We start from the raw sequence: 25,552 nt of genomic DNA, 5'->3' as shown, positions 1-25,552 counted from the left end.
TGGTGCAGAAGATCCGGGTGTCCGAAGCGAGGTCGAGGCTGCTCGCGACGGCCACCCGGATCTTTTACGCCGAGGGCCTCCACGCGGTCGGCGTCGACCGGATCGTGGCGGAGGCGAAGGTCACCCGCGCCACGCTCTACCGGCATTTCCCGGGCAAAGAAGACCTCGTCGTCGCGTATCTCCAGGGCGTGTCCGAGATGGAGCGCGAGGGGATCGGCAAGATCCTCGCGGGAAATCCGCCCGCGGCCGACGCCCTGCGTGCCGTCGCCAAGTGGATTGCCGAGAGCATCCAGTCGGCGCACTTCCGGGGCTGCGCGTTCCTCAACGCCGCGGCGGAGTATCCGGACCCCGCGCATGCCGTGCACCAGGCAGTCCTGGCGCATCGCGAGTGGTTCCTCCGCACGGTCACGGACCTGCTCGCGCAGATCGGCACGTCCGCACCGGAGCCCGCGGCACGGCATTTCGTGATGCTGCGCGACGGTGCGATGGCCTCGGGCTGCCTGACGGACTCGGCCGAGGTCGGCGACACGTTCCTCCAGGGCGTCGACGGCATCCTGCGGCATCGCCTCGGCGCCGCGGAGCGCCCGTAACACTTCTGAAAGACCGGCAGGCGTTGACGCCGCCGCTTGGTTGCCGACAAGCTCAGAGAGAACGAACGTTCTATCTCTCTGGGCTCTCGGAAGGATCGTCGTGACCATCGTCGACTCGCCCGCCGGAACCGCTCCGGCGTTGCGTCGCCTGTACTTCGTGCGGTTCGCCTTCGCCGTCGTCTGGGCCGCGCTGCTGTTCCTCACGTCCAAGACGGCTGTCGGCCCGATCGGCGTGGTCCTGGTCGTCGCGTATCCGCTGTTCGACGTCGCCGCCGCGGTCGTGGACGCGCGCTCGTCCCGTGCCGCCGGGCTGTACGTGAACATCGCGATCAGCCTGCTGGCGGGGATCGGACTCGCGATCGCCAGTGCGTCCGGCGTCCCGGCAGTGCTGCGGGTCTGGGGCGCGTGGGCGGTGGTGGCCGGTCTCGTCCAGCTGATCGTGGCCGTCGGCAGGCGCGGGATGGGCGGCCAGTGGCCGATGATCCTCAGCGGCGGCATCTCGGTCCTGGCCGGCGCGAACTTCATCCTCAGCGCGGGCGCGCCGAACCCGTCGCTGGCCACCGTGGCCGGGTACGCGGTGCTGGGCGGGATCTTCTTCCTGGTCTCGGCGATCCGGATCAGGCGAGCGTGAGGAAGAGCTTCTCCAGCTGTTCCTCGGTCATGGCGGCCTGGTTGCCTTCGCTGTCGGCGGAGACGCAGTCGCGCAGGCCGCTCGCGATGATCTTGAACCCGGCCCGGTCGAGCGCGCGGGAAACCGCGGCGAGCTGGGTGACCACGTCCTTGCAGTCGCGGCCCTCGTCGATCATCGCGATGACCCCGGCGAGCTGGCCCTGCGCGCGGCGGAGCCGGTTGCGGACCTGGGTGACGGTGTCCTGGTCGCCGATCATGGCTGCTCTCTCCCTGGTTGGCCGGTGGAAGTCGCGAGTGGTCAGGAACGGTTCTTGCGCCACGGCCACGACCGGCGCGGACGCGGTTCGGCGGGATGCCCCGGGCACCACTGTCCGGCCGGGACGGTCGCCTTGACCTGGTCGACGTGCTGGCCGCATCCGGCCCAGGTGGTTTTGCCGCAGGTGCGGCACGCGACGGGACGGCACATGGTCATCCTTCCGGGATCGTCGGAGCGCCGGTGCGCGGGCGGCGGAATTCGGCGAACGCCGGGACCGCGGCGGTCGCGCGCAGGGCGTCGAGCAAGCTGCGCCCCTCGGCCGGGGCGGGCAGTTCGGTGAGCACCGGGCCGAAGAACGCCCGGCCGTCGATCGCGGTGATCGGGCTTCCGCCGGTTTCGCCGAGCGCGGCCTGGCTCTCCTGGTGCGCACGGCGGACGGACGGGTCCGCGTCGGTGGAATCCGCTTGCTGGGCAAGGTCTTCCGGCAGTTCCGCGTCGCGCAAGGCCGCGCGAAGCAGTGCGCTGTTCACTGGCTGCCGCTGCTCGTGAATCCGGCGGCCGAGCGCGACGTGGAACCGAGCGGCGGCGGCCGGGTCCGCGATCGCGGCGCGGACCCGGCCCGCGCGCAGCGAGTCCTCGACCCGCTGACGGTGGCCTTCCGCGACGGTGTTGCCCTCGTTGAGCACGGCGAGGCTCATCGGCCGCACGGAGAATTCCGCGCCCGTGTCGGCGAGCCAGCGGTAGGCGAGCCAGGCGAATGGGCAGACCGGGTCGCCGTAGAGCACCACGTCGGTCATGTCAGCTCCCGATCGAGCGCGTCGAGTGCGGATTCGAGCCGCTCGGCAGCCTCCGCGGCAACGTCGGCGACGCCTGCCTCCGGCGCGACCTCGGCCATGACAGCGGGGTTGATCGCCTCGACGACCGTGCCCTCGGCCCCGTTCTCGCGGACCACCACGTTGCAGGGCAACAGCAATCCGATCTCGCGGGTCGCCGTCAGCGCGCGGTGGGCGAGCGGGGGATTGCACGCGCCGAGGATGGTGTAGCGCTCCATCCGCTCGTCCAGCTTCTCGCGCATCGTCGCCTGCACGTCGATCTCGGTCAGCACGCCGAAACCGGCGTCCGCGAGCGCGGTTCGCGTCTTGGCCATCACGTCGTCGAAACCCGCGTCTCGGTAGGTACGGGACAAACCCAGTTCCATGTCGGCTCCTTTCCTCGCTGCCCACTATACCCCCGGGGGCATCGGTTATGCCCCCGGGGGTATCCGTCGCTGGGGCACTGTCCGATGTGCGGCAGCTTGTAGCCGCTTGCCCGACCCGCGCTGTGACCGCCTCGCCCGCGCGGGGGCAAGCCGGGATTCTTGGCTTAGCCTCACCGTCGTGCCGCTGGGTGTTCAGCGCGCACTCACGAACCCGCACCACGTTAAGGACGCCATGACGACCGTCAACGGCCTGCCGGCCCACATCCTGCTCGTGCACGCGATTGTCGTGCTGCTGCCGTTGAGCGCACTGCTGCTGGTATTGAGCAGCGTCTGGCCGAAAGCACGCGGCAAGCTCGCCGGTGCGAACGCCGTGCTGGCCGTGGTCGTGGTGATTCTGGTCCCGATCACCACGAACGCCGGGGAGTGGCTCGAACGCCGGGTCGCGCAGACACCGTTGCTGCGCGACCATACCGAACTGGGCGACACGGCGCTGTGGGTTGCGATCCCGGTCGCTGTGCTCGCGCTTGTGGTCTGGTGGCGGGAACGGGAAAACACCCGTTTGTCGGCGGGTACCGACGATTCGCCCGTCGCGGGTCGCCGGACTTATCTCGCACCCGCGTCGACGAAAGTCACGGCAGCCGTTGCGGTGGTCGCGGTCTTGGCGGCCGGTGCGGCTGTCTACGACATTTACCGCATCGGCGATTCCGGTGCGCGGGCCAGCTGGCAGGGGAACTTCAGCGAGAACGCCGCTCCGCGTCACGCGCGTTAGCGGACAGGGCTTTCCTTCCGGTAGCCGAGAAGAAGGGCGATCAAGTCGGCCCGCCCCTGGCTGAGGTCCGGCGGCGCGGGCGGCGGCGTGCGCTTAGTCCGGGCGCGGACCACGCGGACGAATTCCCGGACCCTGGTCGGGGAGGGGACCAGTTCGCCGCCGAGGCACGCCACCAGGATCAGGTCCTCGCCGGAATGGGTTTCGATGGCGAACGACCAGCCGTGCCGTTCGTCCCACAGCAGCGCGGTGTCGCGTCCGGGATGGACGGAGAGGTGACCGTCGAGCGCGAGGTAGGCCGACATCGGCGAATCGAGATCGATGGTGCAGGATTCCGGGCCGACGCCCGCCGCGGCGCTCACCGCGTCGAGATAGGCGGTCAGTCCGCAGAGCAGGCGGTATTCGTGGTCGGTGGTCAAGGGCTGGACGGTCATCGGTGCTCGTTTCCGCCGCCGCGTCGAACGGCGGTCCGCTTCAGGCTGCGCGCCGGACGAATGGCGGACTAGGGCCGAAGGTCACCTGGCCAGGCGCCGCCGGAAGCAACCGGTGAGGTTGGTCCCTGTGCTCGGTGGCTTGCGGCCGGTGCGCGAAGAGCGGCAGCCGGGTTTGCTCGGGTCGTTCGCCATGACAGGAGTGACCGCCATGGAAAAGACAGCGACCGGGGAGTGGACGCTCGCCGAGGCGGAGGTGCTGGGCCGTTCTGTGCTGCGTCTCCCTTCGGCGCGCGACACGCAGCCCTGGCGAGTCGAGCTGATCGACGGTGCGGTGCTGCTGCGTGAGCGCGTCGACGTGGCGTTGCCGCGACGCGATCAGGCGATGTCCTGCGGGACGGCGCTCGCGAACCTGGAGTTGGCGGTCCGGGTGCTCGGCAGGCGCGCGGAAATCACCGTGCTGCCGGACCCGGAGCAGACCGACGTCGTCGCGCGGGTCGAGGCGGCGGAGCCGTTGCCGCCGACGGACCAGGAACTTCAGCGGTACGGCGCGATCATGGTGCGGCGGAGTCACCGCGGGGCGTTCACCGGACTGCCGGTCAGGGCGGAGCAGACCGCCCGCGTCGCGGCGGCCGCGGTGACGACCGGGGCGGAGGCGATCCGGCTCGACGGGGTGGAGCGGCTCGCGAGGTTCTTCGGCCACGCCGCCCGGGGGCTCCAGGGCGAGGCGGCGGGAACGTGGTTTGCCGCGCTGCCACCCGTCGTTCCGGACCTGTTCCTGCTCCGGGAACGGCTCGAGGCCGAAACGGTGCTGCTCTTCACGACGCCCGGCGACGCGCGCATCGACCACCTCCGGGCCGGTTACGCACTGGAGCGCTGCTGGCTCGAAGGGGTGACCCTCGGCCTCGCTGGCGCGGTTCTGACCCAGCCGCTGCGGGTGCCGGGGGTCCGGTCAGCGCTGTGCGGGGACTACCGGCTCGCTGGGTTCCCGCAGGCTCTGCTGCGGTTGGGCCGTTCTGCGCGGGTGGCTCCGGCGAGTCTGCGTCGCGGGGTCGCTGAGGTGTTGGGCGAGCGGTGGGTGCGTCGAAGCCGAAGGCCGGTTCCGTGAAGGCCGTTGGTCTCTCGAATTCGAGACGACCCGACGGGCCGCCGACGCGGAAGACCGCGCGACGGTTCGCCGTGTTGTGAGGTGCCAGGCGAGGGCGATGATGTTGCCGGGTGCCCGTGCTGGACGGGCACCCGGCAGGATCAGTCGAAGTCGGCGTACCGGCGGTCCCGCGACGCGAGGGCCGCGCCGAGGCCGCGGGTCGCGACGAGTTCGGTGAACTCCGCCCGCTCCGGTGTCGAGGCCGAGTTCAGCACTGCCGCGATGTCGTGGTTCGCGGCGACGGCGTCGCGCAGTCCCATCGCCTCGTACGCTCGCGTCAGCGCGCGTTTGGTATAGCGCAGAATGGACAGCGGGGTCAGGGCGATCTTCCGCGCGAGTTTGTCCACAGTGGACTCCAGCTCGGCGGCGGGCACGACGCGGTTCACCATGCCGAGCTCGAGCGCGCGTCGGGCGTCCACGACATCGCCGGTGTACAGCAGTTCGTTGGTCGCCTTCTGGCCGAGCAGGAACGGCATCAGCAAGGTCACCGGACCGGACCCGAAGCGGATCTCGGGTTCGCCGAAGTGCGCGTCCTCGGCGGCGACGAGCAGGTCGCAGGCCATCGCGAGTTCGCAGCCGCCGGCGAGGCACCAGCCCGACACCGCGCCGACGACCGGCTTTCCGAGCCCCCACACCTTCATGGTCAGCCCGATGTTGTTCTCCAGGCCGGCGTGCCATTGCTCCGCCGTCGAGATCCCCGCTTCGACCTCCTGCGAGATGTCGTAGCCGACGCTGAACGCCCGCTCGCCGCCGCGCAGGACGACGACCTTGACCGTGTCGTCCTGTTCGGCCTCGTCCAGCGCCGCGGTCAGTTCCTGCATGAGCTCGACGGACAGGGCGTTGAGCTTTTTCGGCCGGTCGATGGAGATCCAGGCGGTTTCGCCGCGGAGTTCGGTGTGAATGAAGCTGGTCATCGGGCGCCTCCAGGGGTGTCGGGGGAGAGGACAGGTCCGTCGGCATGGCGGGCGCGCAGCGCGCGTTTGTCCACTTTGCCCACGGGAGTCAGCGGCAGGCGCTCGACGCAGGTGAACGCGTCGGGCACCCAGAACGCCGGGAATCGTTCGGCGACATGGGCTCGCAGCTCGGTTTCGTCGACCAGGCGGCCTTGCCGGGGCACCAGCACGGCCACCGGGCGCTCCGTCCACTTGGGATCGGCGCGCGCCACGACGGCCGCGGCGGACACCGAAGGGTGCGTGCAGAGGTGTTGTTCGAGCTGCGCGGACACGATCCATTCGCCGCCGGACTTGATGAGGTCCTTGGCGCGGTCGTGCACCGCCAGCCGCCCTTCTTCGTCGAGCGACGCGACATCGCCGGTGTCGAACCAGCCGTCCCGGTCGCCGACGACGAACGGTCCGCGCACCTGGAGCGCCCCTTGTTCGCCGGGCGACCCGGAATTCCCGTCGATCCGTGCCTCCAGCAGCGGGACGAACCTTCCGGCGCGGACGCTCGGGTCGGTGCGTTCGTAGGTGCTGACCGCGAGCGTCTCGGTCATGCCCCAGGCGGTCGCGACTCCGGCGCCGAGGACGTCCCGGACCAGGTCGACGACCGAACGCGGGACCGCGCTGCCGCCGGTGAGGATTTCGCGCAGCGCGGGCGACGGCGCGGTGCCCAGTTCGGCGAGGTGGCGGCAGACGTCGAACCACACGGCCGGCACCGCCGCGGCCACCGTGACTCGTTCGGCACTCAGCATCGCGGCGATTCGCGCCGGTGCGAGGTCGTGGCCGGGGAGCACCAGCGACGCCCCGGTGAGCGCGGCGACGAACGGCAGGCCCCACCCGTTGACGTGGCAGAACGGCACCAGCGGCAGCACCCGGTCCCCGGCCCGCAGCCCGGAGGCGTCGGCCGCGCTCTGGCTGAGCGCGTGCAGTACGACGTCCCGGTGCGTCACCTCGTAGCTCTTGGCCGGACCGGTCGTCCCGCTGGTGTGAAAGCCGAACGCGGTGACGTCCTCGCGCAGGTCCGGCAGTTCGGTTTCGACATCCGCGGCGAGTTCTGCTGCAGCGGCGACCGTGATCCCGTGGCCGGCGAGTTCGGCGGCCGCCGCCCGGACCGCCGGTCCGACCGAGCGATGGTCGAGCGCTTCCTGGCCGACCACCAGCAGATCGGTCCGCGAGCCATCGGCCCGTGCGACCATCGCCGCGCTGTCGAGCCGGAGGTTCAGGCTGGTGAGTGTCGCGCCGAGGAGCGGGACCGCGTACATCAGCTGGAGGTGTTCGAGGGTGTTGAACGACAGCACCGCGACACGGTCGCCCTGGCGGATTCCGTACCGCCGGTGCAGGCCCGCCGCCGTCCGGGCAATCGCGTCGGCGAGCTCGGCGAACCGCAGCCGGGTGCCGTCGGCGACGACCTCGGATCCGGGGTGGACGTGCTTCATCCGCCAGACGAGATGGGCGAGGGTGAGCGGGACGCTCATGCTTCCGCCAGCGTCGTGGTGACCTCCACCGGGCCGACGAGGGTGTCGCGGATCGGCGACCGGCGCTGCACCGCGGCGGTCAATTCGGCAAGTTCCTCCCGGGTCGCGGTGGGCGAGGCGGCGTGCACGGTCACGCGGATCTGGCGTGCACCCGGCCGGGCGTCGTCGTCGAGGCCGAGGAACGCCTGGAGGTCGAAGTCCGCCTCCAGTTCGAGACGCAGCGAGGACAGTTCGATGCCGCGGGCGGTCGCGTTGGCGGCGAAGGTGACCGAGTAACACCCGGCCAGCGCCTGGAGGATGTACTCGGCGGGGCTGGCCGCGCGGTCGGTGCCGAGCAGCGCGGCGGGCTCGTCGGATTCCAGGACGTAGCGGGCGGTCCGGCCCGGCACCGCGGCACCGGCCTGGCGGAGGTCGCCGGTGGTGGCGCGCTGGTGGCAGCCGTGCTGCCAGTCCGCGTCGAGGGTGAAGGTGACCTGGGCAAGTTCGGGCTGCTGCCGGACGGCCTCGACGGTGGCGGCGAGCGCGTCGCGGTCGATTCCGTTGGGGGCGGGGGCGGTCTGAGTCATCGGAGTTCTCCCATTTCGCTCGTGCGGTCGCGGGGTCCAGCAGCGACAGCGGGGTGTTCCGTGCTGGTGCGGAAGGTTTCGGGCGCGAGGTACGCGCAGACGCCGGTGATGACGCTGAGCACCAGGCAGTAGCCGACGACGAGCCACGGCCTGCCGTTGTTCGCGACGAGCAGGCTGCTGGCGATCAGCGGGGCGAGGCCGCCGGACAGCACGGAGCCGAACTGGTAGCCCATCGACGCGCCGCTGTAGCGCACGCCCGCCGGGAACATCTCGGCGAAGAACGCGGCCTGCGGCCCGTACATGGCGTCGTGGAACAGGTTGATCCCGACGACCATGCCGACGGTGACCAACAGCGGATTCCCGGTGTCCGCCAAGAGAAAGAACGGTGCGATGAACACCGCGCTCGTGACGGTGCCGAAGAGGTACAGCGGGCGGCGGCCGTAGCGGTCGGACAGCCACGCCCAGGCCGGGACGGTGACGAGGCTGAGCGCCGACGCCACCAGCACCGCTCGGAGGCCGACCTCGTCGTCGGCGGAGCGGGCGATGTAGGCGATGCCGAAGGTCGTGTACAGGTAATAGAGCGCGTTCTGGGACAGCCGCATGCCCGCGGTGAGCCAAACCGGACGACGCTGCGTCCGCATCAGCTCGGCGAGCGGGCGCTCGGGAAGCCGGTTTTCCTGTTTCATCCGGACGAACGACTCGGGTTCGGCGAGTTTCGCGCGGATCAGCAGGCCGACCGCGACGAGCGCGCCGCTGGCGAGGAACGGGACGCGCCAGCCCCACGAGAGGAACTGCTCGGCGGTGAGCAGCGTCCGGCCGAGGGTGAACGCGCCGGCCGCCATGAGCATGCCCGCGGAGACGCCGATCTGGGTGAAGCTGCCGTAGAACCCGCGCCGTCCGGAGGGCGCGCTTTCGACCGAGACCAGCGCCGCGCCACCCCATTCGCCGCCGACGCCGAAGCCCTGGGCGAGCCGCAGGAACACGAGCAGCACCGGCGCGGCGACGCCGATCGAGGCGTACGTCGGAAGCAGCCCGACCAGCGCGGTGGCGCAGCCCATGATCAGCAGCGAGGCGACGAGCATCGCCTTCCGCCCGATCCGGTCGCCGACGTGCCCGCCCACGAGCGCGCCGAGCGGCCGGGCCAGGAACCCGACCGCGTAGGTGCCGAACGCGGCGATCAGCCCGAGCGAAGGGTCGGCGCCGGGGTAGAAGAGCGGGCCGAATACGAGCGCCGCGGCGCTGCCGTAGAGGAAGAAGTCGTACCACTCGATGGTGGTTCCGATGAAACTGCCGAGCGCGACCATGCGTGCCGAGGGGGTGCGCCGCGTCGTTGCCTGCGCCATGGTTCTCACCGTTCTGTGGTCGGTGGAAGTGCGGTGACACCAGGAAAACAGCGGGTCCGGCGGCGATCAACGACCAGTTTTCCGCAGTGCTGTGCAGATTCGCACAGGGTTGGTCGGTGGTCCATTGTGGACGGTGGAGGAGGGCGCGTTGGCGGGGGAGGAGGAGCGAGCAGCTGTTACCCGCCGCCGGTTCATCATGGACAGTCGAGAAGGGCGCGTTCGCGGACCAGCCCGTCGATGGCCGCCGCCATGGCGCGCACGCGGGCCAGCCGGGCGAGCGCGTGCGGAACAAGCAGCCAATAGCTGTGCGGCACCGCATGCGGAAACGTCTCGACCGGCCGCAGCCCGGCGGTGCGGTCGCCGATCCACGACGGCAGAAAGGCGAATCCCAGCCCCTGGCGGGCGGCGCAGATCTGGCCGGAGATGGTGTCGGCCCGGTATTTCGGGCGGGCCGCGGGCACGGCCCGGAACAGCGTTTCCAGCGTGGGGGCGCACAGCGCGTCCTCGGTGTACCAAAGGAAAGGCGCGTCGGCGAGGTCGTCGGCGGACGCGATCGGCGCGTAGTTTTCCAGCAACGCCGGAGCGGCGTACAGGCGCAGTTCGTAGTTCGCCAGCAGCCGCGCGTCGACGGCGCGGGTGCTGGGGCGTTCGATGGCGATCGCGAGGTCGAACTCCCGCGTGCTGAGCGACGCGTGGACGTTCGCGATCACGAATTCCAGCGACAGCGACGGAAACTCGCGCGCCAGCCGGTGCAGGCCGGGGATCAGCAGGAAGGTGCCGAAGCCGTCGGGGGCGGTGACGCGAACGGTTCCGGTCAGGTGATGGCCGGTTTGCAGGCAGTCCTCGCGCGCGGCGAGCACCGCGGCTTCGACCGCTTCGGCGTGCTCGAGCAGTCGCGTGCCTGCCGTCGTGAGCACCCAGCCGCCGGGTTCGCGGTGGAAAAGGCGTTGTTCCGCGGTGCGTTCGAGGTGCGCGATGTGCCTGCCCACCGTCGTGTGGTTGAGGCCGAGGTGTTTCGCCGCTTCGGTGAGCCGGCCGCGGCGGGCTACCTCGAGGAAGATGCCCAGGTCGTCGGCGGAGATCATCGGAGTCCTCCCGGCGCGCGGGCCCGGGGGCGGGCGGGCCGCCCCCGGGCGCTGGGTTCAGGCGCGGCCCTGTCCCGGCGCGGCGGCGCCGATCAGCACCGAGACGTTGCCGAACACGTCCTCGCCGCGGCCCATCGCGGCGTGCGCGGCCGGCACTTCGGAGAACGGGACCGTCCGGCCGAGCACCGGGTCGATCGTGCCTGCGCGGACCAGGTCGTTGTACGCGACGGCCTGCTCGTCGTTCGTGCCGTGCGAACCTTGCAGCCGCTTCTGCCGCGTCCAGTGGTAGCGCAGGTCCACCATCGCGTCGAAGCCGGTCGTGCCCGCGCAGATCACCACCATCCCGCCGGGGCGGCACAGGAAGATGCTGGTCGGGATCGTCGCCCCGCCGGGGTGCTCGAACACGATCGCCGGGTCCTCGCGGGAACCGGCGATCTCCCACAGCTTCTTCCCGAACGCCCGCGCGCCCTTCGTCCATTCCTTCTGGCCGGCGGCGTCGTCGACCAGCGGCGGCACGCCCCAGTGGCCGAACTCGCGGCGGTTGAGGTAGCCGATCGCGCCGTGCTTCATCGCGAACGCGCCGCGCTCGTCGTCGGAGACGACCGCCACGGCGCGGCCGCCGGCGGCGCGCACCATCTGGCAGGCCTGCGTGCCGAGCCCGCCGGAACCGCCCCAGACGAGCACGAGATCCCCGTCCTGCAGGGTGTTTCCGGCCCAGCCGTAGAGCATCCGGTACGCCGTCGTCCCGACCAGCGTCGGCGCCGCCGCCTCCTCCCACGACAGGTGCTCGGCCTTCGGCAGCACCTGGTGCGCCTGCACCCGGGCGAACTGGCCGAACGCGCCGTAGTTCGTGTCGTAGCCCCAGATCTTCGCGCTGGGCGCGATCATCGGGTCCCGGCCCGCCGCGATCCACGGGTCCTGCTCGTCCCACACCCCGGGGTGCACGATGACGTGCTGCCCGATCTCGACGCCGGTCACCCCGGCGCCGACCGCGTAGACGATGCCCGAGGCGTCCGACCCGCCGATGTGGAAGTCCTCCGGCTCGCCGCGCTTCTGCCGCGTCGCGATCTGGTCGACCGGATAGCCGCGCGCGGCCCACACGTTGTTGTAGTTGATCCCGGCGGCCATCACGCCGATCAGCACCTCGCCCGGTCCGAGCCGCGGGGTGTCGACCAGTTCGGGACGGAACGCGTCGGCCGGGTCGCCGAAGCGGTCCTGGCGCACGACCTGCGCGTGCATCCGGGCCGGCACCACGCCCAGCGGCGGCAGCTGGCCGATCGGGACCGGCTCCGCTCCCGGGGTCGCGACGCTCGTGCGTTCTTCGTCGTTCATCAGTGCACTCCTTCGTGAACGGACCGGCGCGCCGCGCGGTCCCGGCCGCGGGTGGTGCGCCGAGGCAAAGGGGATCCGGGGAATTCGCGCCGGTGCGGCTGTCTGCGCGCCGGGGATGACGCAGGCGACGCTAGAGGGGCCGGGCGGCGCGAGTCATGAGAAGAAACGATAAGTTTGGTGGCGAACCCTCGGAAAAACTGCGAACGGCGGTGCGGAATGGCGACGGACGCTTCGCGGCGGCAGGCGGTGCTGGACAAGGTTTTCGCGCGCCGGCACGAGCTGGCCGAGCAGCTGGTGGCCGAGTACCGGCGCGAGATCCCCGAGTACGGCGAGCTGCCCGAACCGGTGCTCGTGCGCGACGTCACCGAGGCGGCCGTCCTCAACATCGAATTCCTCGTGCGCAGCCTCGCCGACGACGATGCCGACCGGAGCCTCAGCGACTCGCACGAATGGCTCCGGCGCAGTGCCGCGCGCCGGGTGCACCAGCGGGTCAGCCTGCCGTCCCTGCTGCGCAGCTTCCGGCTGTGGGGCATCCGGCTCTGGCAGGCCATGGACGAGCTCGCCGGGGCGGGCAAGGCGGGCAGGCTGCTGTCGATCGAGCTGGCCGAGGCGACGATGGTGCACGTCGACCGGGTCTCGACCGCGGTCACCTCGGCGTACGTGCGGGAATCCGCCACGATCTCCGCCGACCGCACCGCACTGCGCACCGACGTCCTGGAAACCCTCCTGACCGGCGAGGCGGTGAGCGAGCAGGCCCGCAGGCAGAGCGCGGTGCTGCGGATGACGCTGCGCGGGCCGGTGCTGGTCGCGGTCGTGCAGTTGCCCGGCGGGGTCGACTCGACCATCGGCGTGCAGTCGGCGATCCGCGCGGTGCGCAACCAGCTCGCACCGCTGGCGAAGGAATTCCTGGTGGGCGCGCGGGAGTCCGAGGTCGTCGGCATCTGCTGCCTGGACACCGCCGAGGATGCCCGCGAGATCGAGCCCGCGTGCGACCGGCTCGCCGACCCGGAACGCGGCTGGGCAGTCGGCGTCGGCCGCGTCGCTGAGGGCCTGCCGGGGGTGCGCCGGTCCTACGGCGAGGCGCGCGAAGCCGCCGACCTCGGCGGCCCGGCCGGCGGGCGGACCCGGGCCGTCCGGTTCGGCGACGTGCTGCTCGACCGGCTCCTGCGCGCGCCGGGGCACACCGACGCCCTGCTGGAGGAGACCGTGCAGCCGCTGCTGGACTACGACGCCCGCAAGGGCGCGCCGCTCCTGCCGACGCTGCGCGCGTACGTGGGCGCGAACTTCAGCCTCACCAAGGCCGCGGCGGAACTGTCGGTCAACCCGAACACCGTGGTCTACCGGCTGCGGCGCATCCACACGCTCACCCGGCGCGACCCGCTGCAGGTGGACGACCTGCTGCTGTTGTCGCTGGGGCTGCGGCTGTACGACTCGGGCGCCGCCGGGCTGCCGGACCTCTCGTAAAAACCGAGACGAATACCCGCGGAACTTCTCTGTTCCTCTCATGACGTGGGTTACTCGCGCCGCTTAGCGTCTGTCCCCGACGGCACCGGTCAGGTCCCCACCCCAGCTGCGCGCCGTCAGCCCACCCGCCTCGGCTCAAAGGAGAGTCCAAGATGGGCGATACCGTCGCGCCGTCCTCACGGCGTCCGCTGCGCGTTGTCCTCTCCGCCTTCCTGATCCTCGCCCCGGTCACCGCGGGCCTCGCCGTGCCGCTCTATCAGCGGACCGGCCCCGCACTGGGCGGGATCCCGTTCTTCTACTGGTTCCAGATGGCCGCGGCCGTGCTCACCGCCTTGTGCACGAGCGCCGTCTACCGGCTGCTGTTCGCCGGCGAGAAAGACGCGGAGGGCGAGGAATGACCTTCAACCCCGTCACCTTCACCGTTTTCCTCGTCCTGATCGCCGTCGTCACCGTCATGGGCTTCGCCGCCAGCCGCTGGCGACGCGCCAAACAGGCCGAGCAGCTCGACGAATGGGCGCTCGGCGGCCGCACGTTCGGGCCGTTCGTCACGTGGTTCCTGCTCGGCGGCGACCTGTACAGCGCCTACACCCTGATCGCCGTCCCGGCCGCGATCTTCAGCATGGGCGCCTTCGGCTTCTACGCCGTGCCGAACGCGATCGTGTTGTACGCGCTGGGTTTCCTGTTCCTGCCCAAGCTCGTTTCGCTTGCGCACAAGAAGGGCTACGTCACCCTCACCGACTTCGTCAACGACCGGTTCGGGTCCAAGGCGCTGGGGCTCGCCGTCACGATCACCGGGCTGCTCGCGACCCTGCCGTACCTGGCGTTGCAGCTGGTCGGGCTCGAGGTCGTGTTCGGCGCGCTCGGGCTCGGCGGCTCGGGCTCGTGGTTCGTCCGCGACCTGCCGCTGCTGATCGCCTTCGGCGTGCTCGCCACCTACACCTACTCCGCCGGGCTGCGCGCGCCCGCGCTGATCGCCTTCGTCAAGGACGGCCTCACCTACCTCGTGGTCATCGCGGCGGTGATCTGGGCCCCGATCAAACTCGGCGGATTCGGCGAGATCTTCCGCAAGGGCGGCGAGGCGCTCGCGGGCAAGGCCCCGGCCGGCCCCGACCCCACGATCGCGGTGAACCCGAGCGTCTACCTGACTCTCGCGCTCGGGTCCGGGATGGCCTTCTTCCTGTACCCGCACGCGATCACCGGCGTGTTCGCGTCGCGAGGCGCGAAGACAGTGCGGCGCAACATGTCCGTGCTGCCGGTCTACACCGTGCTGCTCGGGTTCGTCGCGCTGCTGGGCATGATGGCGCTCGCGATGGGCGTCAAGCCGCACGACGGCAACCCGCAGTACGCGGTCCCGCAGCTGCTGTCGGCGCTCTTCCCGCCGTGGTTCACCGGGATCGCCTACGCCGCGATCGCGATGAGCGCGCTGGTCCCGGCGGCGATCATGGCGATCGCCGCGGGCAACCTGGTGAGCCGCAACCTTTACCGCCAGTTCCGCACGCGGCCGGTCAGCGCGAAATCGGAGACGCTGGTGTCGAAGGTCGTCTCGGTGCTGGTGAAGGTCGGCGCGCTGGTGTTCGTGCTGACTCTCGACGCGAAGTTCGCGCTGAACTTCCAGCTGCTCGGCGGGATCTGGATCCTGCAGACCCTTCCCACCGTCCTTTTCGGACTTTTCACGAAGCGGTTCGCCGACCGGCGGGCGCTGCTCACCGGACTGCTGGTGTCGGTCGTATACGGCACCTGGGCCGCTTACGAGGTCAAATCCGCGACCGGCGGCCCGTTCGGCGGGTCGACCGCGAAGCCGTTCTTCTTCGACAGCCCGATCTACATCGCGATCTCCGCGCTGGCGCTGAACTTCGCGGTGGTCGTGCTGGGCAGCGTCCTCGTCCGTGCGCTCGGCGCGAGCCCGCGCGGCGCGGTCGCGGCCGAAGAGCCGGTCCCGGCCCCGAACTGATCCCCGTTCCCGTTCTCCCGGAGGAGGAGTTTTCCCGATGACACCCGGCATTCGTGTGTCCGACCGGGGCGCCGTGCGCGTCCTGACCATCCACAACCCCGCCAAGCGCGGCGCGTTCTCCGGCGACATGGCGCCGGCCCTGCTGAGCGAACTGGACCGGGCGGACGCCGACCCGGCGGTGCGAGCCGTCGTCGTCACCGGCGCGGGCGGATGCTTCTCCTCCGGGCACGACCTGCAGGAGGTGCTGGAGAAGCCGGAAACCGCAGGCGATCCGGCCGCCAACGCCGCGTTCGGCAGGCCCGCGGAAATCCTTACCCCGGTCATCGCCGCGGTCGACGGCCCGGCGTACGCGGCCGGGTTCATCCTGGCGCTCAACTGCGACCTGCGGGTCGCGAGCCGGGACGCCCGGTTCTGCGCGGTGGGCGCGGCGATCGGCCTGGTGCCGGTCGGCGGTCAGCTGAGCAGGCTGCTCGACCTGGTCGGCTACCCGGTCGCCTACCGCTGGCTCGCCACCGCCGCGTCGTTCGGCGCCGACGAAGCGCTTCGGCACGGCTTCGTCACGCACGTTCACGACGGCCCGGAAGCTCTCGAAGGAGCACTGGAACTGGCCGAAGCCATCGCCGCCGTCTCGCCCGCCGTGGTCGCCGCGGTGAAGGCCGGGCTCCGGCACAGCCTGCGCCACGGCACGGACGCCGGGCTGGCGGCGGAACCCGCTCTCGCGGCGCTGGTCCGGGAGTTGCCCGACGGCGGCGAGGGCGTCTCCGCGTTCCTGGAACGCCGCCCGCCCGCTTACCCGGACCACCCCGGCGACCACCACGACCGCATCGCCGAGGTGCTGTCGTGACGACGGTTTCGCTGTCCGGCGAGCGGCTGCGCGAGGACGAGATCCGCGACCTGGCCATCCGGTACGGCGTGCCGGCCAACCCGGTGACGTTCGCCGCGACGGCCATCGAAGCCGGAGCCGCCGCCGCGAGGATCGCTCGCCCGGTCGCGGTCAAACTCGTCGCCGACGGCGTGGTGCACAAGAGCAAGGCGGGCGGCGTGTTGCTCGGCGTCGACCCGCTCGACGTCGTCGACGCGGTCGAGAAATTGTTCGCCACTCAGGCGGGCCAGGGCGTTGCGGTGCGCGGCGTGACGGTCGAGCCGATGGTCGAACCGGGCCTGGAGGCGGTGGTCGGCGCGTTGCACGACCCGGGGTTCGGCCCGGTCGTGATGGTCGGGTCCGGGGGAGTGGACGTCGAGACGCTCGGGGACGTCGCGTTCGCGCTCGTCCCGCTCGATCTCGCCGGGGCGGTCGCGCTGATCGACCGGACCCGGCTCGGCGCGGTGCTGCGCCGCCGGTTCCCGGACGCGCACGCGGCGCTGGCGGACCTGCTCGTGCGGGTCGGCGGCGCGGACGGGCTGCTGCTGTCCGAGCCGGTAGACCAGGTCGACTTCAACCCGGTCGTCGTCGGGCCGGACGGGATCGTCGCCGTCGACGCCCGCGCGGTGACCAGGTCCCCGGCACCGCCCTCGGCCCCACCGGTTCCCGCCGAGGCTTACGCGCAGCTCCGGCCCGCCATCTATCCGAATAGCATCGCGGTGCTGGGCGCTTCGGCCGACCCGGCGAAGATGGGGCACCGAGCTGTGCGCACTCTCGTCGACCAGGGCTTCGCCGGAGCGGTGCACCCGGTAAGCCGGTCGGTGACCGAGATCCTCGGCCACCCCGCCGTGCGGGAAGTCGGTCAGCTGCCCGACGGCCTGGACCGGGCCGTGGTCGCGCTACCCGCCGCCGCGGTGCCGGACGCGTTGCGCGCACTCGCCGCGAAGGGCACGAAAACCGCGCACGTCTACACCGCCGACACCGTCGATCTCGCCGCGGCAGTCGCCGGAACCCAGCTCCGCGTGCTGGGACCCAACTGCATCGGCCACTACACGCCCTACTCGCGGATCACGATGATCGGCCGGTCTGCTTCGTCGGACGAAACGGGCGGCATCGCGTTCGTGTCGCAGTCGGGCACCTACGCGGGCGATGTCGTGCGCCGCGGCAAGGAATTGGGGCTGCGGTTCAGTTTCGTCAGCTCGGTCGGCAACTGCGACGACGTTTCCCCGTCGGAGTTCCTCGCGTTCTGCGAGGCGGATCCGCGTACGTCGCTGGCTGCGTTCTATCTGGAAGACGACAGCGACGCAGAGCGGTTCTTCGCGCTCGCCGCGCAGGTGTCGATCCCGGTGGTGCTGTTCAAGGGCGGCCGGAGTGCGGCGGGCGGCGCGGCGGCCGCGTCGCACACGGGCGCGCTGGCAAGCGATCCGCGGCTGTTGCGCGACGCGGCGTCGGCCGCCGGGGTCGTCCTCGCCGGGAATCTGGACGAACTCCTCGACACCCTGCTGGTCGCGCAGTACGCGCCCGGCCTGACCGGCACCGGCCTCGGCCTGGTCGGCAGCGGCGGCGGGGTCGCAGTCGTCGGTTCGGACATCGCCCACGACCACGGCCTCGTCCTGCCCCCGGTTTCGGCGGAGACAGCGGAATCCCTCGCCCCGTACGACGCGCCCGGCAGCAGTCTGCACAACCCGGTCGACATCCCGATCTGGTCGCTGTTCGACGGTGACCGCTGCTTCACCGGGGCGCTCGCCGCCGCGCTCGCGCGAGATCCGGGCGTCGACAGCCTGTGCGCGTACCTCGATCTCGGGACCGTCTACGACCTGAAGGAGAGCAAGGAAGCCGCGGACCTCGTCACCGCGCTCACCCGCGATCTGCTGACCGCCGATCGCGGCGACGTCCCGCTCGTTTTGGTGCTGCGGACCAGTTTCAGCGCGGAGCAGGACGCGCTGGCCCGCCGCTTGCGCACGATGGCGAGCGAGCACGGCGTAGCCATGCTGGACTCGGTCGAACGCGCGGTGGCCGCGCTCGGGCGGGTCCGCGCGGCCACCGCGTTCCGGAGGAGGTGACCGCATGGCAAGGCTGACCGCGGACCGGCGGGCGCTGGCGTTGATCGCCGTCGCGACGTTCGCTTCGATGAGCGTCTGGTTCTCGGCGTCGTTCGTGGTGCCCCAGCTGCAGCAGCTGTGGCACCTGACCAGCGGAGAATCCTCGCTGCTGACCATCGCGGTGCAGCTCGGGTTCGTGGCGGGAGCGCTCGCGTCCGCCACGAGCGGCCTCGCCGACGCGGTCGCGCCCCGGAAGCTGATGTGCGCCGGGGCGCTCTGCGCGGCGGTGACGAACCTGCTTCTGTTGTGGGCGCCCGGTTTCGGCACCGCCTTGGTGCTGCGGGCGCTCACCGGAGCGTGCCTCGCCGCGGTCTATCCGCCCGCGCTGAAGGAAGTGTCGTCCTGGTTCCGCAAGGGCCGGGGCACCGCGCTCGGCGTCATCATCGGCGCGCTGACGCTCGGTTCGGCCGCGCCGCAGCTGGTGAAGGCGTCGGGCGGGCTCGGCTGGCAGTCGGTGATCGCGGCGACGTCGGCGCTCACCGCGTGCGGCGGGCTGCTGGTGCTGACCGTGCGCGGCACCGGGCCGTACCCGTTCCCGCGCTCGACGTTCCGGCTCCGGTCCGCGCTCCGGGCAGTCCGCAGCCGCCCGGTGATGCTGGCCAACCTCGGCTACGCCGGGCACATGTGGGAGCTGTACGCGATGTGGGCCTGGATCGGCACATTCCTGGCCGGGCTGCAGGGCTTCTCCGGCGGGCCGGACGGCGCCCGGCACGCCGCGCTCGCGGCCTTCGTCTGCATCGGAGCCGGCGCGATCGGATGCCTCGTCGGCGGCTGGATCGGCGACCGGGCGGGGCGCGCGCCGTCGGCGTTGATCAGCCTCGTGCTGTCCGGATCCACCGCGGTGGCGCTCGCCGTGCTGCGCGACATGCCGACGCCGGTCGTGGTGGTGCTGAGCGCGTTCTGGGGATTCTGGGTGATCGCCGACTCCGCCCAGTTTTCCGCGCTGGTGACCGAAACCGCCGACCCGCGTTACGTCGGCAGCGCGGTGTCGCTGCAGCTGGCGCTGGGTTACGTCACCACCGCGGTGACCATCTACCTGGTGCCGGTGCTGGCCGAATCCGCGTCGTGGAGCGTCGCGCTGCTGGTGCTCGCGGCCGGACCGCTGGTGGGTGTGGTGGCGTTGCTGGCTTTCCGGCGCACCGCTGTTTCGTGAGGACTTGGCGGGGGAGACCACTCGGCAGTGCGGGATCCACGGTGCGGGCGTGAGCCGCACGGAGCCGAGCTCACCGGCCCCACTCGCTCCGGAGCACCTGCGCGAGTGCGTCCGGTGCTTCCAGCGGCAGCAGGTGGCCGCTGCGGGGAAGGACGGTCATGCTCGCGCGTGCCAGGTAGGGCAGCAGGTTGTCGCGCAGCACTCCGGCCGGTTCCACCCGGTCGTGCTCGCCCGCGACGACCAGGACGGGAACGTCGATGGCGCGGGCCGCGCTCGTGATGTCCTCGGCGATCCCGCGCAAGGGCCATTCGAGGCGGGCTTCCTCGGCGCAGGAACGGGAATCCGCCACGATCCGGGCTTTGGTCTCGTCGTCCAGCGCCGTCGCGGTGAGAACGGTGTCGCGTGCGGCTGCTGCCGACTCGTCGGAGTCGTAGGCGTGCGACAGTCCTTCCTGGTACCCGGGCGTGACTGTCGCGGCGGGCTTGGCCGGTCCGGGCGCGACGAGGACGAGGCCGGCGAGCCCGGCCGGACGCGCGGAAGCCGCCAGCTGCGCGACTTTGCCGCCCATCGAATGCCCGACCAGGACGTAGTCGGTCACCCCCGCGTCGGCGATCACGGCCTCGGTGTCGTGCGCGAACTGCTCCAGCGTGTAGGGGCCGGGCAGTTCGCGCGAGCGTCCCCAGCCGCGGAAATCGAGGTTCAGTGCGGCGCGTCCCGGCAACCGGTCGAGCACTGGCTGCCAGGTGCGTGCCGAGCCGCCCCAGTAGTGCAGAAATACCAGCACAGGTCCGTCGCCCGGCCGGTAGTCGTAGACCGGAAGCTGGGTCGATGCGGTCGTCACCATGCGAGTTTGTCCTTTGTTGCCAGTCGAGTTGCTTGCCCTTGAGTCAACCGCCCGGCCCGCCTGGGCGCATCGTCGACGCCGGACCTGGCATGGTGAAAAATGGACTGCATGACCGGGATTCGTCAGCTCTCGTACCAGCCGCCGCAGGAGTCCGGCGCGCCGGTGGAGACGATGTCGTTCGCGAAGCTGCGGCGGCTGGACCGCGGCATGACCGAACGCGGCGACTTTCATGTGCTCGCGGTGGTCCGGCGCGGCCACGGCCGGGTTTCGGTCGACTTCGCGAGCTGTCCGCTCGCGGCCCGGAGCGTGGTGTGGATCCGGCCGGGCGTCGTGCACCGCTGGGACGACCTCGGCGACCTGGCCGGAGACCTGGTGCTGTTCGTGCCGACCGCACCGGCCACTCCCCGCAGCCGTGAACTGGCTGCGGACCCGTGGGCGGCGGCGTGCTGGACTGCCTCCGCCGCGCAGTGGCCGCTGATCAACGCCGCGCTCGGGCATCTGCGCAGCGAGGCCGGCGCCGCCCCGCAGGAGCGGACCGGCGAACTGCTCGGCCTGGTGTTGTCCGCGCTGCTGCTGCGACTCGCGCCGCCCGCCGCGGACGCCGACTCCGGAGCCGGTCTCTTCCAGCGATTCCGCGCTGCGGTGGAAGAGGATTTCCGGGCCTGCCACGACGTCGCCAGCTATGCCCGTAAGCTCGGGTACGCCCCGAGAACGCTCACGCGCGCCGTCCGAGCGGCGACCGGCCGCAGTGCCAAGGACTACCTGTGCGAACGCTTGGTCCTGGAGGCCAAGCGGCTGCTCGCGCACGACCGGCTCAGCGCGGCGCGATGCGGGCAACGGCTGGGATTCCCTGACGCCGCGAACTTCTCGGCGTTCTTCCTGCGCCAGACCGGCGTCCGCCCCGGGCAGTGGCAGGCAGCGAACCTGGCCGGACGCGAATAGCGTCGCGACGGGGGAGCAAGCGGGCGCTCCGCTGGCCAGAACCCGGCGAAAAGTGTCGTCGTAGCCAGTTATGCGCAGCCGCCCGCGACCTTAGCGTGAAAAAGTGATCATCGTTTCCGCCGTGCTCATCGGCATTGCATACACCCTCCTCAATTCCTTTCTCGCCGAGCCGTACCGCCGTCGTTTCAACACGATCATGGTCGCGGGCGCGGGTGCCGCCTACCTGAGCAGCGGCGCGTTCGGCCCGTGGGAGCTGGCGTTCGCCGCCGCGGTGACCTACTGCGCCTATCGGGGTCTGGAATCCTGGGCTTTCATCGGGGTCGCGTGGCTGCTGCACACGACGCTGGACGTGCTGCACCATCTCAAAGGCGCGCCGATCCTGCCGTTCGCGCACACGTCGTCGCTGGGCTGCGCCATCTGCGACCCGGTGATCGCGATCTGGTGCTTCACCGGCGGCCCGTCCGTGAAGGAAGCCCGGGCGAAACTCGTGTCCGTGCGGGCCTGATCCCGCGGCGCTCCCCAGACCGGCCCGGTTTGCTCAGGGCCGGTCTTTGCGGCATCTTTACGCGTGGTGTGCCGGGAAGTCTGGTCGGCCTGCCCGTGCCCAGCCGGGCGACGGGCGGTCCGGTCGACCCCGAGGAGCCCCATGGCGTCAGGCGTGCGGAAAGAAATCTCGAGTTCCGGCGGAGCGGCCCGGTCCGCCGTAGCCTGGGGGCATGCGCGCAGCGGAGCTGGCCGAGGAGTTCCCGGTCGTCGATCTCGATGCGGACGCGTTGGCGGCCGCGCGGCTGCTGGCGGAGCACCGGTTGCCGGGGCTGGTGGTGACGGAAGCTTCCGGGTGTCCGCACACGGTGCTGCCCGCGTCCGACGTCGTGCAGTTCCTCGTGCCGCCTTACGTGCGCGACGATCCGTCGCTGGCGGGGGTGCTCAGCGAGTCGATGGCGGATCGGGCGGCGGACAAGCTGGGCGGGCGGACGGTGCGCGAGTTGCTGCCGGACGAACCGCGCGAACTGCCGCGGGTGGACGCCGACGACACGATCGTGGAGGTCGCCGCGACGATGGCCCGGCTGCGCTGCCCGCTCGTGGCGGTGATGCAGGACCGGACACTGCTCGGCGTGGTGTCCGCGTCGCGGCTGCTGGAGCACGCGCTGACGCCTCGCTGACCCTGGCGCGGCTGAGCCGGGCGGTCCGCCGGTGAGCACGGTCATCGCGGTTGTCGTGTTCGTGGTGGCGTATGTGTTCATCGCGACCGAGAAGATTCCGAAGATGACGGCCGCGCTGGCCGGGGCGGGGGTGGTGCTCGCGACCGGGGTGTCCGGGTCGGCGGACGCGTTCTTCTCCGAGGACACCGGCGTGGACTGGAACGTGTTGTTCCTGCTGCTCGGGATGATGATCATCGTCGGGATCCTGCGCCGGACCGGGGTGTTCGAGTTCGTGGCGATCTGGGCGGCCAAGCGCGCGAAGGGGTCGCCGCTGCGGATCATGCTGCTTTTGGTGCTGATCACCGCGGTCGCCTCGGCGTTCCTGGACAACGTGACGACGGTGCTGCTGATCGCTCCGGTGACGCTGCTGGTGTGCGACCGGCTCGACATCAGCCCGGTCCCGTTTCTCATCGCGGAGGTGCTGGCGTCCAACATCGGCGGCACCGCGACGCTGATCGGGGATCCGCCGAACATCATCATCGGCAGCCGCGCGGGGTTGTCGTTCAACGACTTCCTGCTCAATCTCACGCCGATCGTCGCGATCGAACTCGTCGTGCTGGGACTGGTGCTGCCGTGGCTGTTCCGCGGTTCGTTCTCAGTGGACCCGCAACGGGTCGCCGATGTCATGGCGCTCAAGGAACGCGAGGCCATCCGGGACCCGAAGCTGCTGCTCAAGTCCGGTGTGGTCCTGCTGCTGGTGTTCGCGGGGTTCGTGCTGCATTCGGTGGTGCACCTGGACCCGTCGGTGGTCGCGCTGCTCGGCGCCGGCCTGCTCGTGCTGGTTTCGGGCACGCAGCCGAAGCAGTATCTCGACGGGGTCGAGTGGGAAACGTTGCTGTTCTTCGCGGGGCTGTTCATCATGATCGGGGCGCTGGTCAAGACCGGCGTGATCGACTGGCTCGCTCGCCTGGCCGCCGAGGCGACTGGCGGGAACGCGCTGCTGGCGGTCTTCCTGATCCTCGGGGTGTCCGCGCTGCTGTCCGGCGTGATAGACAACATCCCTTACGTGGCCACGATGAGCCCGCTCGTGCTCGTGCTGACCCACGACATCCCGGATCCGGCGCATTCCGAGGCGCTGTGGTGGTCGCTGGCACTGGGCGCGGACTTCGGCGGCAACATGACGGCGGTCGGCGCGAGCGCGAACGTCGTGGTGCTGGGCCTCGCCGCCCGGGCGGGGGCACCGATTTCGTTCTGGGAGTTCACCAAGAAAGGCGCGATCGTCACGGTGCTCACCGTGCTGGCCGCCGCGCCTTATCTGTGGTTGCGCTACTTCGTGTTCTGACCTGCTCGTCGGAGAAACCTCCGATGGCAGGCAAAGCGGACGAAAACCCTTGGCGCGCTTGGTGTGAGCGATCCCGCAACCATGTCCGTGCGCAATTGTTGCATACTGCATCAATGTCGTCGGGTGAGAGTGCGGGGAAACGCGGGCTGGTTGTGCCGGTGCGCCAGCCGGTGGGCCGGTGGGTGCGGGAGAGCCGGGCGGGGCTGGTCGGGCTGGCGGTGCTGATCGGTGCGGGCGCGGGTGTGGGTGCGGTGGTGTTCCGGTGGTTGATCACCGCGTTCACGCACGTGTTTTCCGGGCGCGCGGATTATTCGGCGGCCGGGCGTGCGGCGCATTCGTGGTTTCCTGCGTTGGGTCCGTGGTTTTTGTTGCTGGCTCCGGTGGTGGCGGGGTTGGTGTACGGGCCGTTGGTGTACCGGTTTGCTCCGGAGGCGCGGGGGCACGGGGTGCCGGAGGTGATGTACGCGGTCGCGGAGCGGGGCGGACGGATTCCGGTGCAGGTGAGCGTGGTGAAGGCGCTGGCGTCGGCGTTGACGATCGGGTCGGGTGGTTCGGTGGGCCGGGAGGGCCCGATCGTGCAGATCGGGTCGGCGCTGGGTTCGGCGTTGGGGCGGGCGGCGCGGCTGCCGGAGTCGCGGTTGCGGGTGCTGGTGGCGTGTGGTGCGGCGGGCGGGATCGCGGCGACGTTCAACGCGCCGTTGGCGGGTCCGTTTTTCGCGATGGAGTTGATCCTGCGGGATTTCGCGGCGGAGTCGTTCGGGGCGGTGGTGCTGGCGAGCGTGACGGCGAGCGTGGTGGGGCGGGCGGTGCTGGGGAACGCGCCGTTCCTGGATCTGCCGCCGTTCTCGTTGCGGAGTCCGGTGGAGTATCTGCTGTTCGTGGTGCTGGGGTTGGTGGTCGGCGCGTGCGGGGTGCTGTTCACGCGGGTGCTGTACTGGATCGAGGACCTGTGCGACCGGTTGTGGCGGGGTCCGGAGTGGCTGCGTCCGGCGGTGGGCGGGGTGTTCCTCGGTGGGCTGCTGCTGGCGTTGCCGCAGATGTACGGGGTGGGTTATCCCGTGCTGCAGAACGCGGTCGAAGGCAAGTACCTGTTCGGTTTCCTGCTGGTGCTCATGCTCGGAAAGATCCTGGCGACCAGCCTGACGATCGGCATCGGCGGTTCGGGCGGGGTGTTCGCGCCGTCGCTGTTCATCGGGGCGATGGCGGGCACGGCGTTCGGGATCGCGGTGCACGCGTTGTTCCCGTCGGTGACCGCGTCGCCGGGGGTGTACGGGCTGATCGGGATGGGGGCGGCGTTCGCGGGTTCGGCGCGGGCCCCGATCACGGCGGTGATCGTGCTGTTCGAGCTGACCGGGCAGTACACGGTGATTCTGCCGATGCTGACGGCGATCGTGATCGCGACCGCCGTGAGCAAGACTCTGAGCCGGGACACGATCTATACGCTCAAACTGCGCCGTCGCGGCATCGACCTGGACAAACACCCGTCCGCGCAACGACTGGCGGGCACGAAAGTCTCTGCGGTCACCGAACCGCTTCCGGAGCCGTTGCGGGAGAACCTGCCGCTGGAACTGGCCGCGCACGCGCTCGCCTTGTCCGGCCACGGGATCCTGCCGGTGATCGACGAGGACGGCCGCTACCAGGGTTGCGCCACCGCCCGTGCGGTCGCCGAGGCGGTGGCCGAGGACCAGGCGGGCCAGGTGGGCGACCTCGCCGAGTTGCCGCCGCTGGTGACGAGCGATTCGACGCTTGCCGATGCGCTCGACGCGCTTGCCCAGGCGCCGGGGACCGGGCTTCCGGTGCTGACCGGGGCTGATGAGCTGACCGGGTGGATCACGCACCAGTCGGTGTTGAGCGCGCTGGAGCCCGCGACGGCTAGGCAGTAGCCCGGAGCCCGTCCAGCAGCCGACCTGCCATCGCCTTGTGCTCGACGGAACCGGTCACGGTGAAGATGCCGGTGATCGACGAGGACGGCCGCTACCCGAAGCGGTGGCCG

General features: G+C 70.9%; 27 protein-coding genes. 15 read left to right on the top strand and 12 right to left on the bottom strand.

Annotation, left to right across the window (positions count from 1 at the left end):
• Nucleotides 1–17 precede the first annotated feature (17 nt).
• On the top strand, nt 18–590 hold the full coding sequence (locus DMP23_RS17810; RefSeq protein ID WP_337824408.1) for a TetR/AcrR family transcriptional regulator: 573 nt from the start codon (nt 18–20) through the stop codon (nt 588–590).
• A gap of 100 nt (nt 591–690) precedes the next feature.
• Entirely contained in the window at nt 691–1,221 is a 531-nt protein-coding gene (locus DMP23_RS17805; protein WP_134732066.1) for a hypothetical protein, read from the top strand.
• On the opposite strand, the gene DMP23_RS17800 is transcribed toward DMP23_RS17805, so the two are convergent.
• From DMP23_RS17800 to DMP23_RS17785, 4 genes are read right to left on the bottom strand one after another with little or no spacing between them, the layout of a single operon-like run.
• Entirely contained in the window at nt 1,208–1,477 is a 270-nt protein-coding gene (locus tag DMP23_RS17800) for a metal-sensitive transcriptional regulator (protein WP_037806392.1), read from the bottom strand. The genes DMP23_RS17805 and DMP23_RS17800 overlap by 14 nt on opposite strands.
• 41 nt (nt 1,478–1,518) lie before the next feature.
• Entirely contained in the window at nt 1,519–1,686 is a 168-nt protein-coding gene (locus tag DMP23_RS17795; protein WP_162836033.1) for a hypothetical protein, read from the bottom strand.
• 2 nt (nt 1,687–1,688) lie between these two features.
• The gene (locus DMP23_RS17790) at nt 1,689–2,273 is read right to left on the bottom strand and encodes a mycothiol-dependent nitroreductase Rv2466c family protein (protein WP_337821766.1); all 585 of its coding nucleotides are present in this window, start codon (nt 2,271–2,273) and stop codon (nt 1,689–1,691) included.
• Entirely contained in the window at nt 2,270–2,674 is a 405-nt protein-coding gene (locus DMP23_RS17785; protein WP_037806389.1) for a DUF302 domain-containing protein, read from the bottom strand. Before DMP23_RS17785 ends, DMP23_RS17790 begins: the two co-directional genes overlap by 4 nt.
• 232 nt (nt 2,675–2,906) lie before the next feature.
• Here DMP23_RS17785 and DMP23_RS17780 point away from each other — a divergent pair, with 232 nt between their 5' ends.
• Complete coding sequence (locus DMP23_RS17780) at nt 2,907–3,443, top strand: DUF2231 domain-containing protein (protein WP_443111346.1); 537 nt, start codon at nt 2,907–2,909, stop codon at nt 3,441–3,443.
• On the opposite strand, the gene DMP23_RS17775 is transcribed toward DMP23_RS17780, so the two are convergent.
• Nucleotides 3,440–3,874 carry a DUF6292 family protein gene (locus tag DMP23_RS17775; RefSeq protein WP_337821764.1) on the bottom strand — a complete coding sequence of 145 codons (435 nt, stop codon included), beginning with the start codon at nt 3,872–3,874 and terminating at the stop codon, nt 3,440–3,442. The genes DMP23_RS17780 and DMP23_RS17775 overlap by 4 nt on opposite strands.
• A 208-nt stretch (nt 3,875–4,082) precedes the next feature.
• On the opposite strand from DMP23_RS17775, the gene DMP23_RS17770 reads away from it, so the two are divergent.
• On the top strand, nt 4,083–4,979 hold the full coding sequence (locus tag DMP23_RS17770) for a nitroreductase (RefSeq protein WP_337821763.1): 897 nt from the start codon (nt 4,083–4,085) through the stop codon (nt 4,977–4,979).
• A 140-nt stretch (nt 4,980–5,119) separates the two neighbouring features.
• On the opposite strand, the gene DMP23_RS17765 is transcribed toward DMP23_RS17770, so the two are convergent.
• The 6 genes from DMP23_RS17765 to ccrA form a co-directional block, all read right to left on the bottom strand.
• The gene (locus tag DMP23_RS17765; protein ID WP_337821762.1) at nt 5,120–5,932 is read right to left on the bottom strand and encodes an enoyl-CoA hydratase/isomerase family protein; all 813 of its coding nucleotides are present in this window, start codon (nt 5,930–5,932) and stop codon (nt 5,120–5,122) included.
• A complete protein-coding gene (locus tag DMP23_RS17760; protein ID WP_337821761.1) occupies nt 5,929–7,431 on the bottom strand; it encodes an AMP-binding protein in 1,503 nt (500 codons plus the stop codon). Before DMP23_RS17760 ends, DMP23_RS17765 begins: the two co-directional genes overlap by 4 nt.
• Entirely contained in the window at nt 7,428–7,997 is a 570-nt protein-coding gene (locus tag DMP23_RS17755) for an OsmC family protein (protein ID WP_337821760.1), read from the bottom strand. The genes DMP23_RS17760 and DMP23_RS17755 overlap by 4 nt, the downstream gene beginning before the upstream one ends.
• Nucleotides 7,994–9,340 (bottom strand): MFS transporter, encoded by a 1,347-nt coding sequence (locus DMP23_RS17750; protein WP_200864364.1) that lies wholly within the window; start codon nt 9,338–9,340, stop codon nt 7,994–7,996. Before DMP23_RS17750 ends, DMP23_RS17755 begins: the two co-directional genes overlap by 4 nt.
• 194 nt (nt 9,341–9,534) lie before the next feature.
• Nucleotides 9,535–10,425 carry a LysR family transcriptional regulator gene (locus tag DMP23_RS17745; protein WP_134662869.1) on the bottom strand — a complete coding sequence of 297 codons (891 nt, stop codon included), beginning with the start codon at nt 10,423–10,425 and terminating at the stop codon, nt 9,535–9,537.
• Nucleotides 10,426–10,482: 57 nt separating this feature from the next.
• Entirely contained in the window at nt 10,483–11,757 is a 1,275-nt protein-coding gene (gene ccrA / locus DMP23_RS17740; protein WP_337821759.1) for a crotonyl-CoA carboxylase/reductase, read from the bottom strand.
• Nucleotides 11,758–11,973: 216 nt separating this feature from the next.
• Here ccrA and DMP23_RS17735 point away from each other — a divergent pair, with 216 nt between their 5' ends.
• From DMP23_RS17735 to DMP23_RS17710, 6 genes are all read left to right on the top strand, one after another.
• The gene (locus tag DMP23_RS17735) at nt 11,974–13,221 is read left to right on the top strand and encodes a PucR family transcriptional regulator (RefSeq protein WP_337821758.1); all 1,248 of its coding nucleotides are present in this window, start codon (nt 11,974–11,976) and stop codon (nt 13,219–13,221) included.
• Between the two features lie 152 nt (nt 13,222–13,373).
• Nucleotides 13,374–13,619, top strand: coding sequence for a DUF3311 domain-containing protein (locus DMP23_RS17730; protein WP_037806376.1), 246 nt, complete (start codon nt 13,374–13,376; stop codon nt 13,617–13,619).
• The gene (mctP, locus tag DMP23_RS17725; RefSeq protein ID WP_337821757.1) at nt 13,616–15,172 is read left to right on the top strand and encodes a monocarboxylate uptake permease MctP; all 1,557 of its coding nucleotides are present in this window, start codon (nt 13,616–13,618) and stop codon (nt 15,170–15,172) included. Before DMP23_RS17730 ends, mctP begins: the two co-directional genes overlap by 4 nt.
• Before the next feature lie 37 nt (nt 15,173–15,209).
• Nucleotides 15,210–16,016 carry an enoyl-CoA hydratase/isomerase family protein gene (locus tag DMP23_RS17720; protein ID WP_337821756.1) on the top strand — a complete coding sequence of 269 codons (807 nt, stop codon included), beginning with the start codon at nt 15,210–15,212 and terminating at the stop codon, nt 16,014–16,016.
• Nucleotides 16,013–18,097, top strand: a complete 2,085-nt coding sequence (locus DMP23_RS17715) for an acetate--CoA ligase family protein (protein WP_337821755.1) — start codon at nt 16,013–16,015, stop codon at nt 18,095–18,097. Before DMP23_RS17720 ends, DMP23_RS17715 begins: the two co-directional genes overlap by 4 nt.
• 4 nt (nt 18,098–18,101) lie before the next feature.
• Entirely contained in the window at nt 18,102–19,289 is a 1,188-nt protein-coding gene (locus tag DMP23_RS17710) for an MFS transporter (protein ID WP_337821754.1), read from the top strand.
• 70 nt (nt 19,290–19,359) lie between these two features.
• Here the strand turns inward: DMP23_RS17710 and DMP23_RS17705 are convergent, their stop codons facing one another.
• A complete protein-coding gene (locus tag DMP23_RS17705; protein ID WP_337821753.1) occupies nt 19,360–20,133 on the bottom strand; it encodes an alpha/beta fold hydrolase in 774 nt (257 codons plus the stop codon).
• A 108-nt stretch (nt 20,134–20,241) separates the two neighbouring features.
• Between DMP23_RS17705 and DMP23_RS17700 the strand changes: the two genes are divergently transcribed.
• The 5 genes from DMP23_RS17700 to DMP23_RS17680 all read left to right on the top strand — a co-directional run bounded on the left by DMP23_RS17700 (nt 20,242) and on the right by DMP23_RS17680 (nt 25,442).
• Entirely contained in the window at nt 20,242–21,075 is an 834-nt protein-coding gene (locus DMP23_RS17700) for a helix-turn-helix domain-containing protein (protein WP_337821752.1), read from the top strand.
• Nucleotides 21,076–21,181: 106 nt separating this feature from the next.
• A complete protein-coding gene (locus DMP23_RS17695) occupies nt 21,182–21,580 on the top strand; it encodes a DUF6010 family protein (protein WP_443111345.1) in 399 nt (132 codons plus the stop codon).
• 211 nt (nt 21,581–21,791) lie between these two features.
• Complete coding sequence (locus DMP23_RS17690) at nt 21,792–22,238, top strand: CBS domain-containing protein (protein ID WP_337821750.1); 447 nt, start codon at nt 21,792–21,794, stop codon at nt 22,236–22,238.
• Between the two features lie 31 nt (nt 22,239–22,269).
• Entirely contained in the window at nt 22,270–23,559 is a 1,290-nt protein-coding gene (locus DMP23_RS17685) for an ArsB/NhaD family transporter (protein WP_337821749.1), read from the top strand.
• A 113-nt stretch (nt 23,560–23,672) separates the two neighbouring features.
• Nucleotides 23,673–25,442, top strand: a complete 1,770-nt coding sequence (locus tag DMP23_RS17680; protein ID WP_337821748.1) for a chloride channel protein — start codon at nt 23,673–23,675, stop codon at nt 25,440–25,442.
• Nucleotides 25,443–25,552: the final 110 nt, after the last annotated feature.

This window comes from Amycolatopsis sp. A1MSW2902 (genome assembly GCF_017312175.1).
GTDB classification, from domain to species: Bacteria; Actinomycetota; Actinomycetes; order Mycobacteriales; family Pseudonocardiaceae; genus Amycolatopsis; species Amycolatopsis nivea.
Note: the sequence above shows the minus strand (reverse complement) of the source record. Positions and strands in the feature narration are given on the sequence as shown.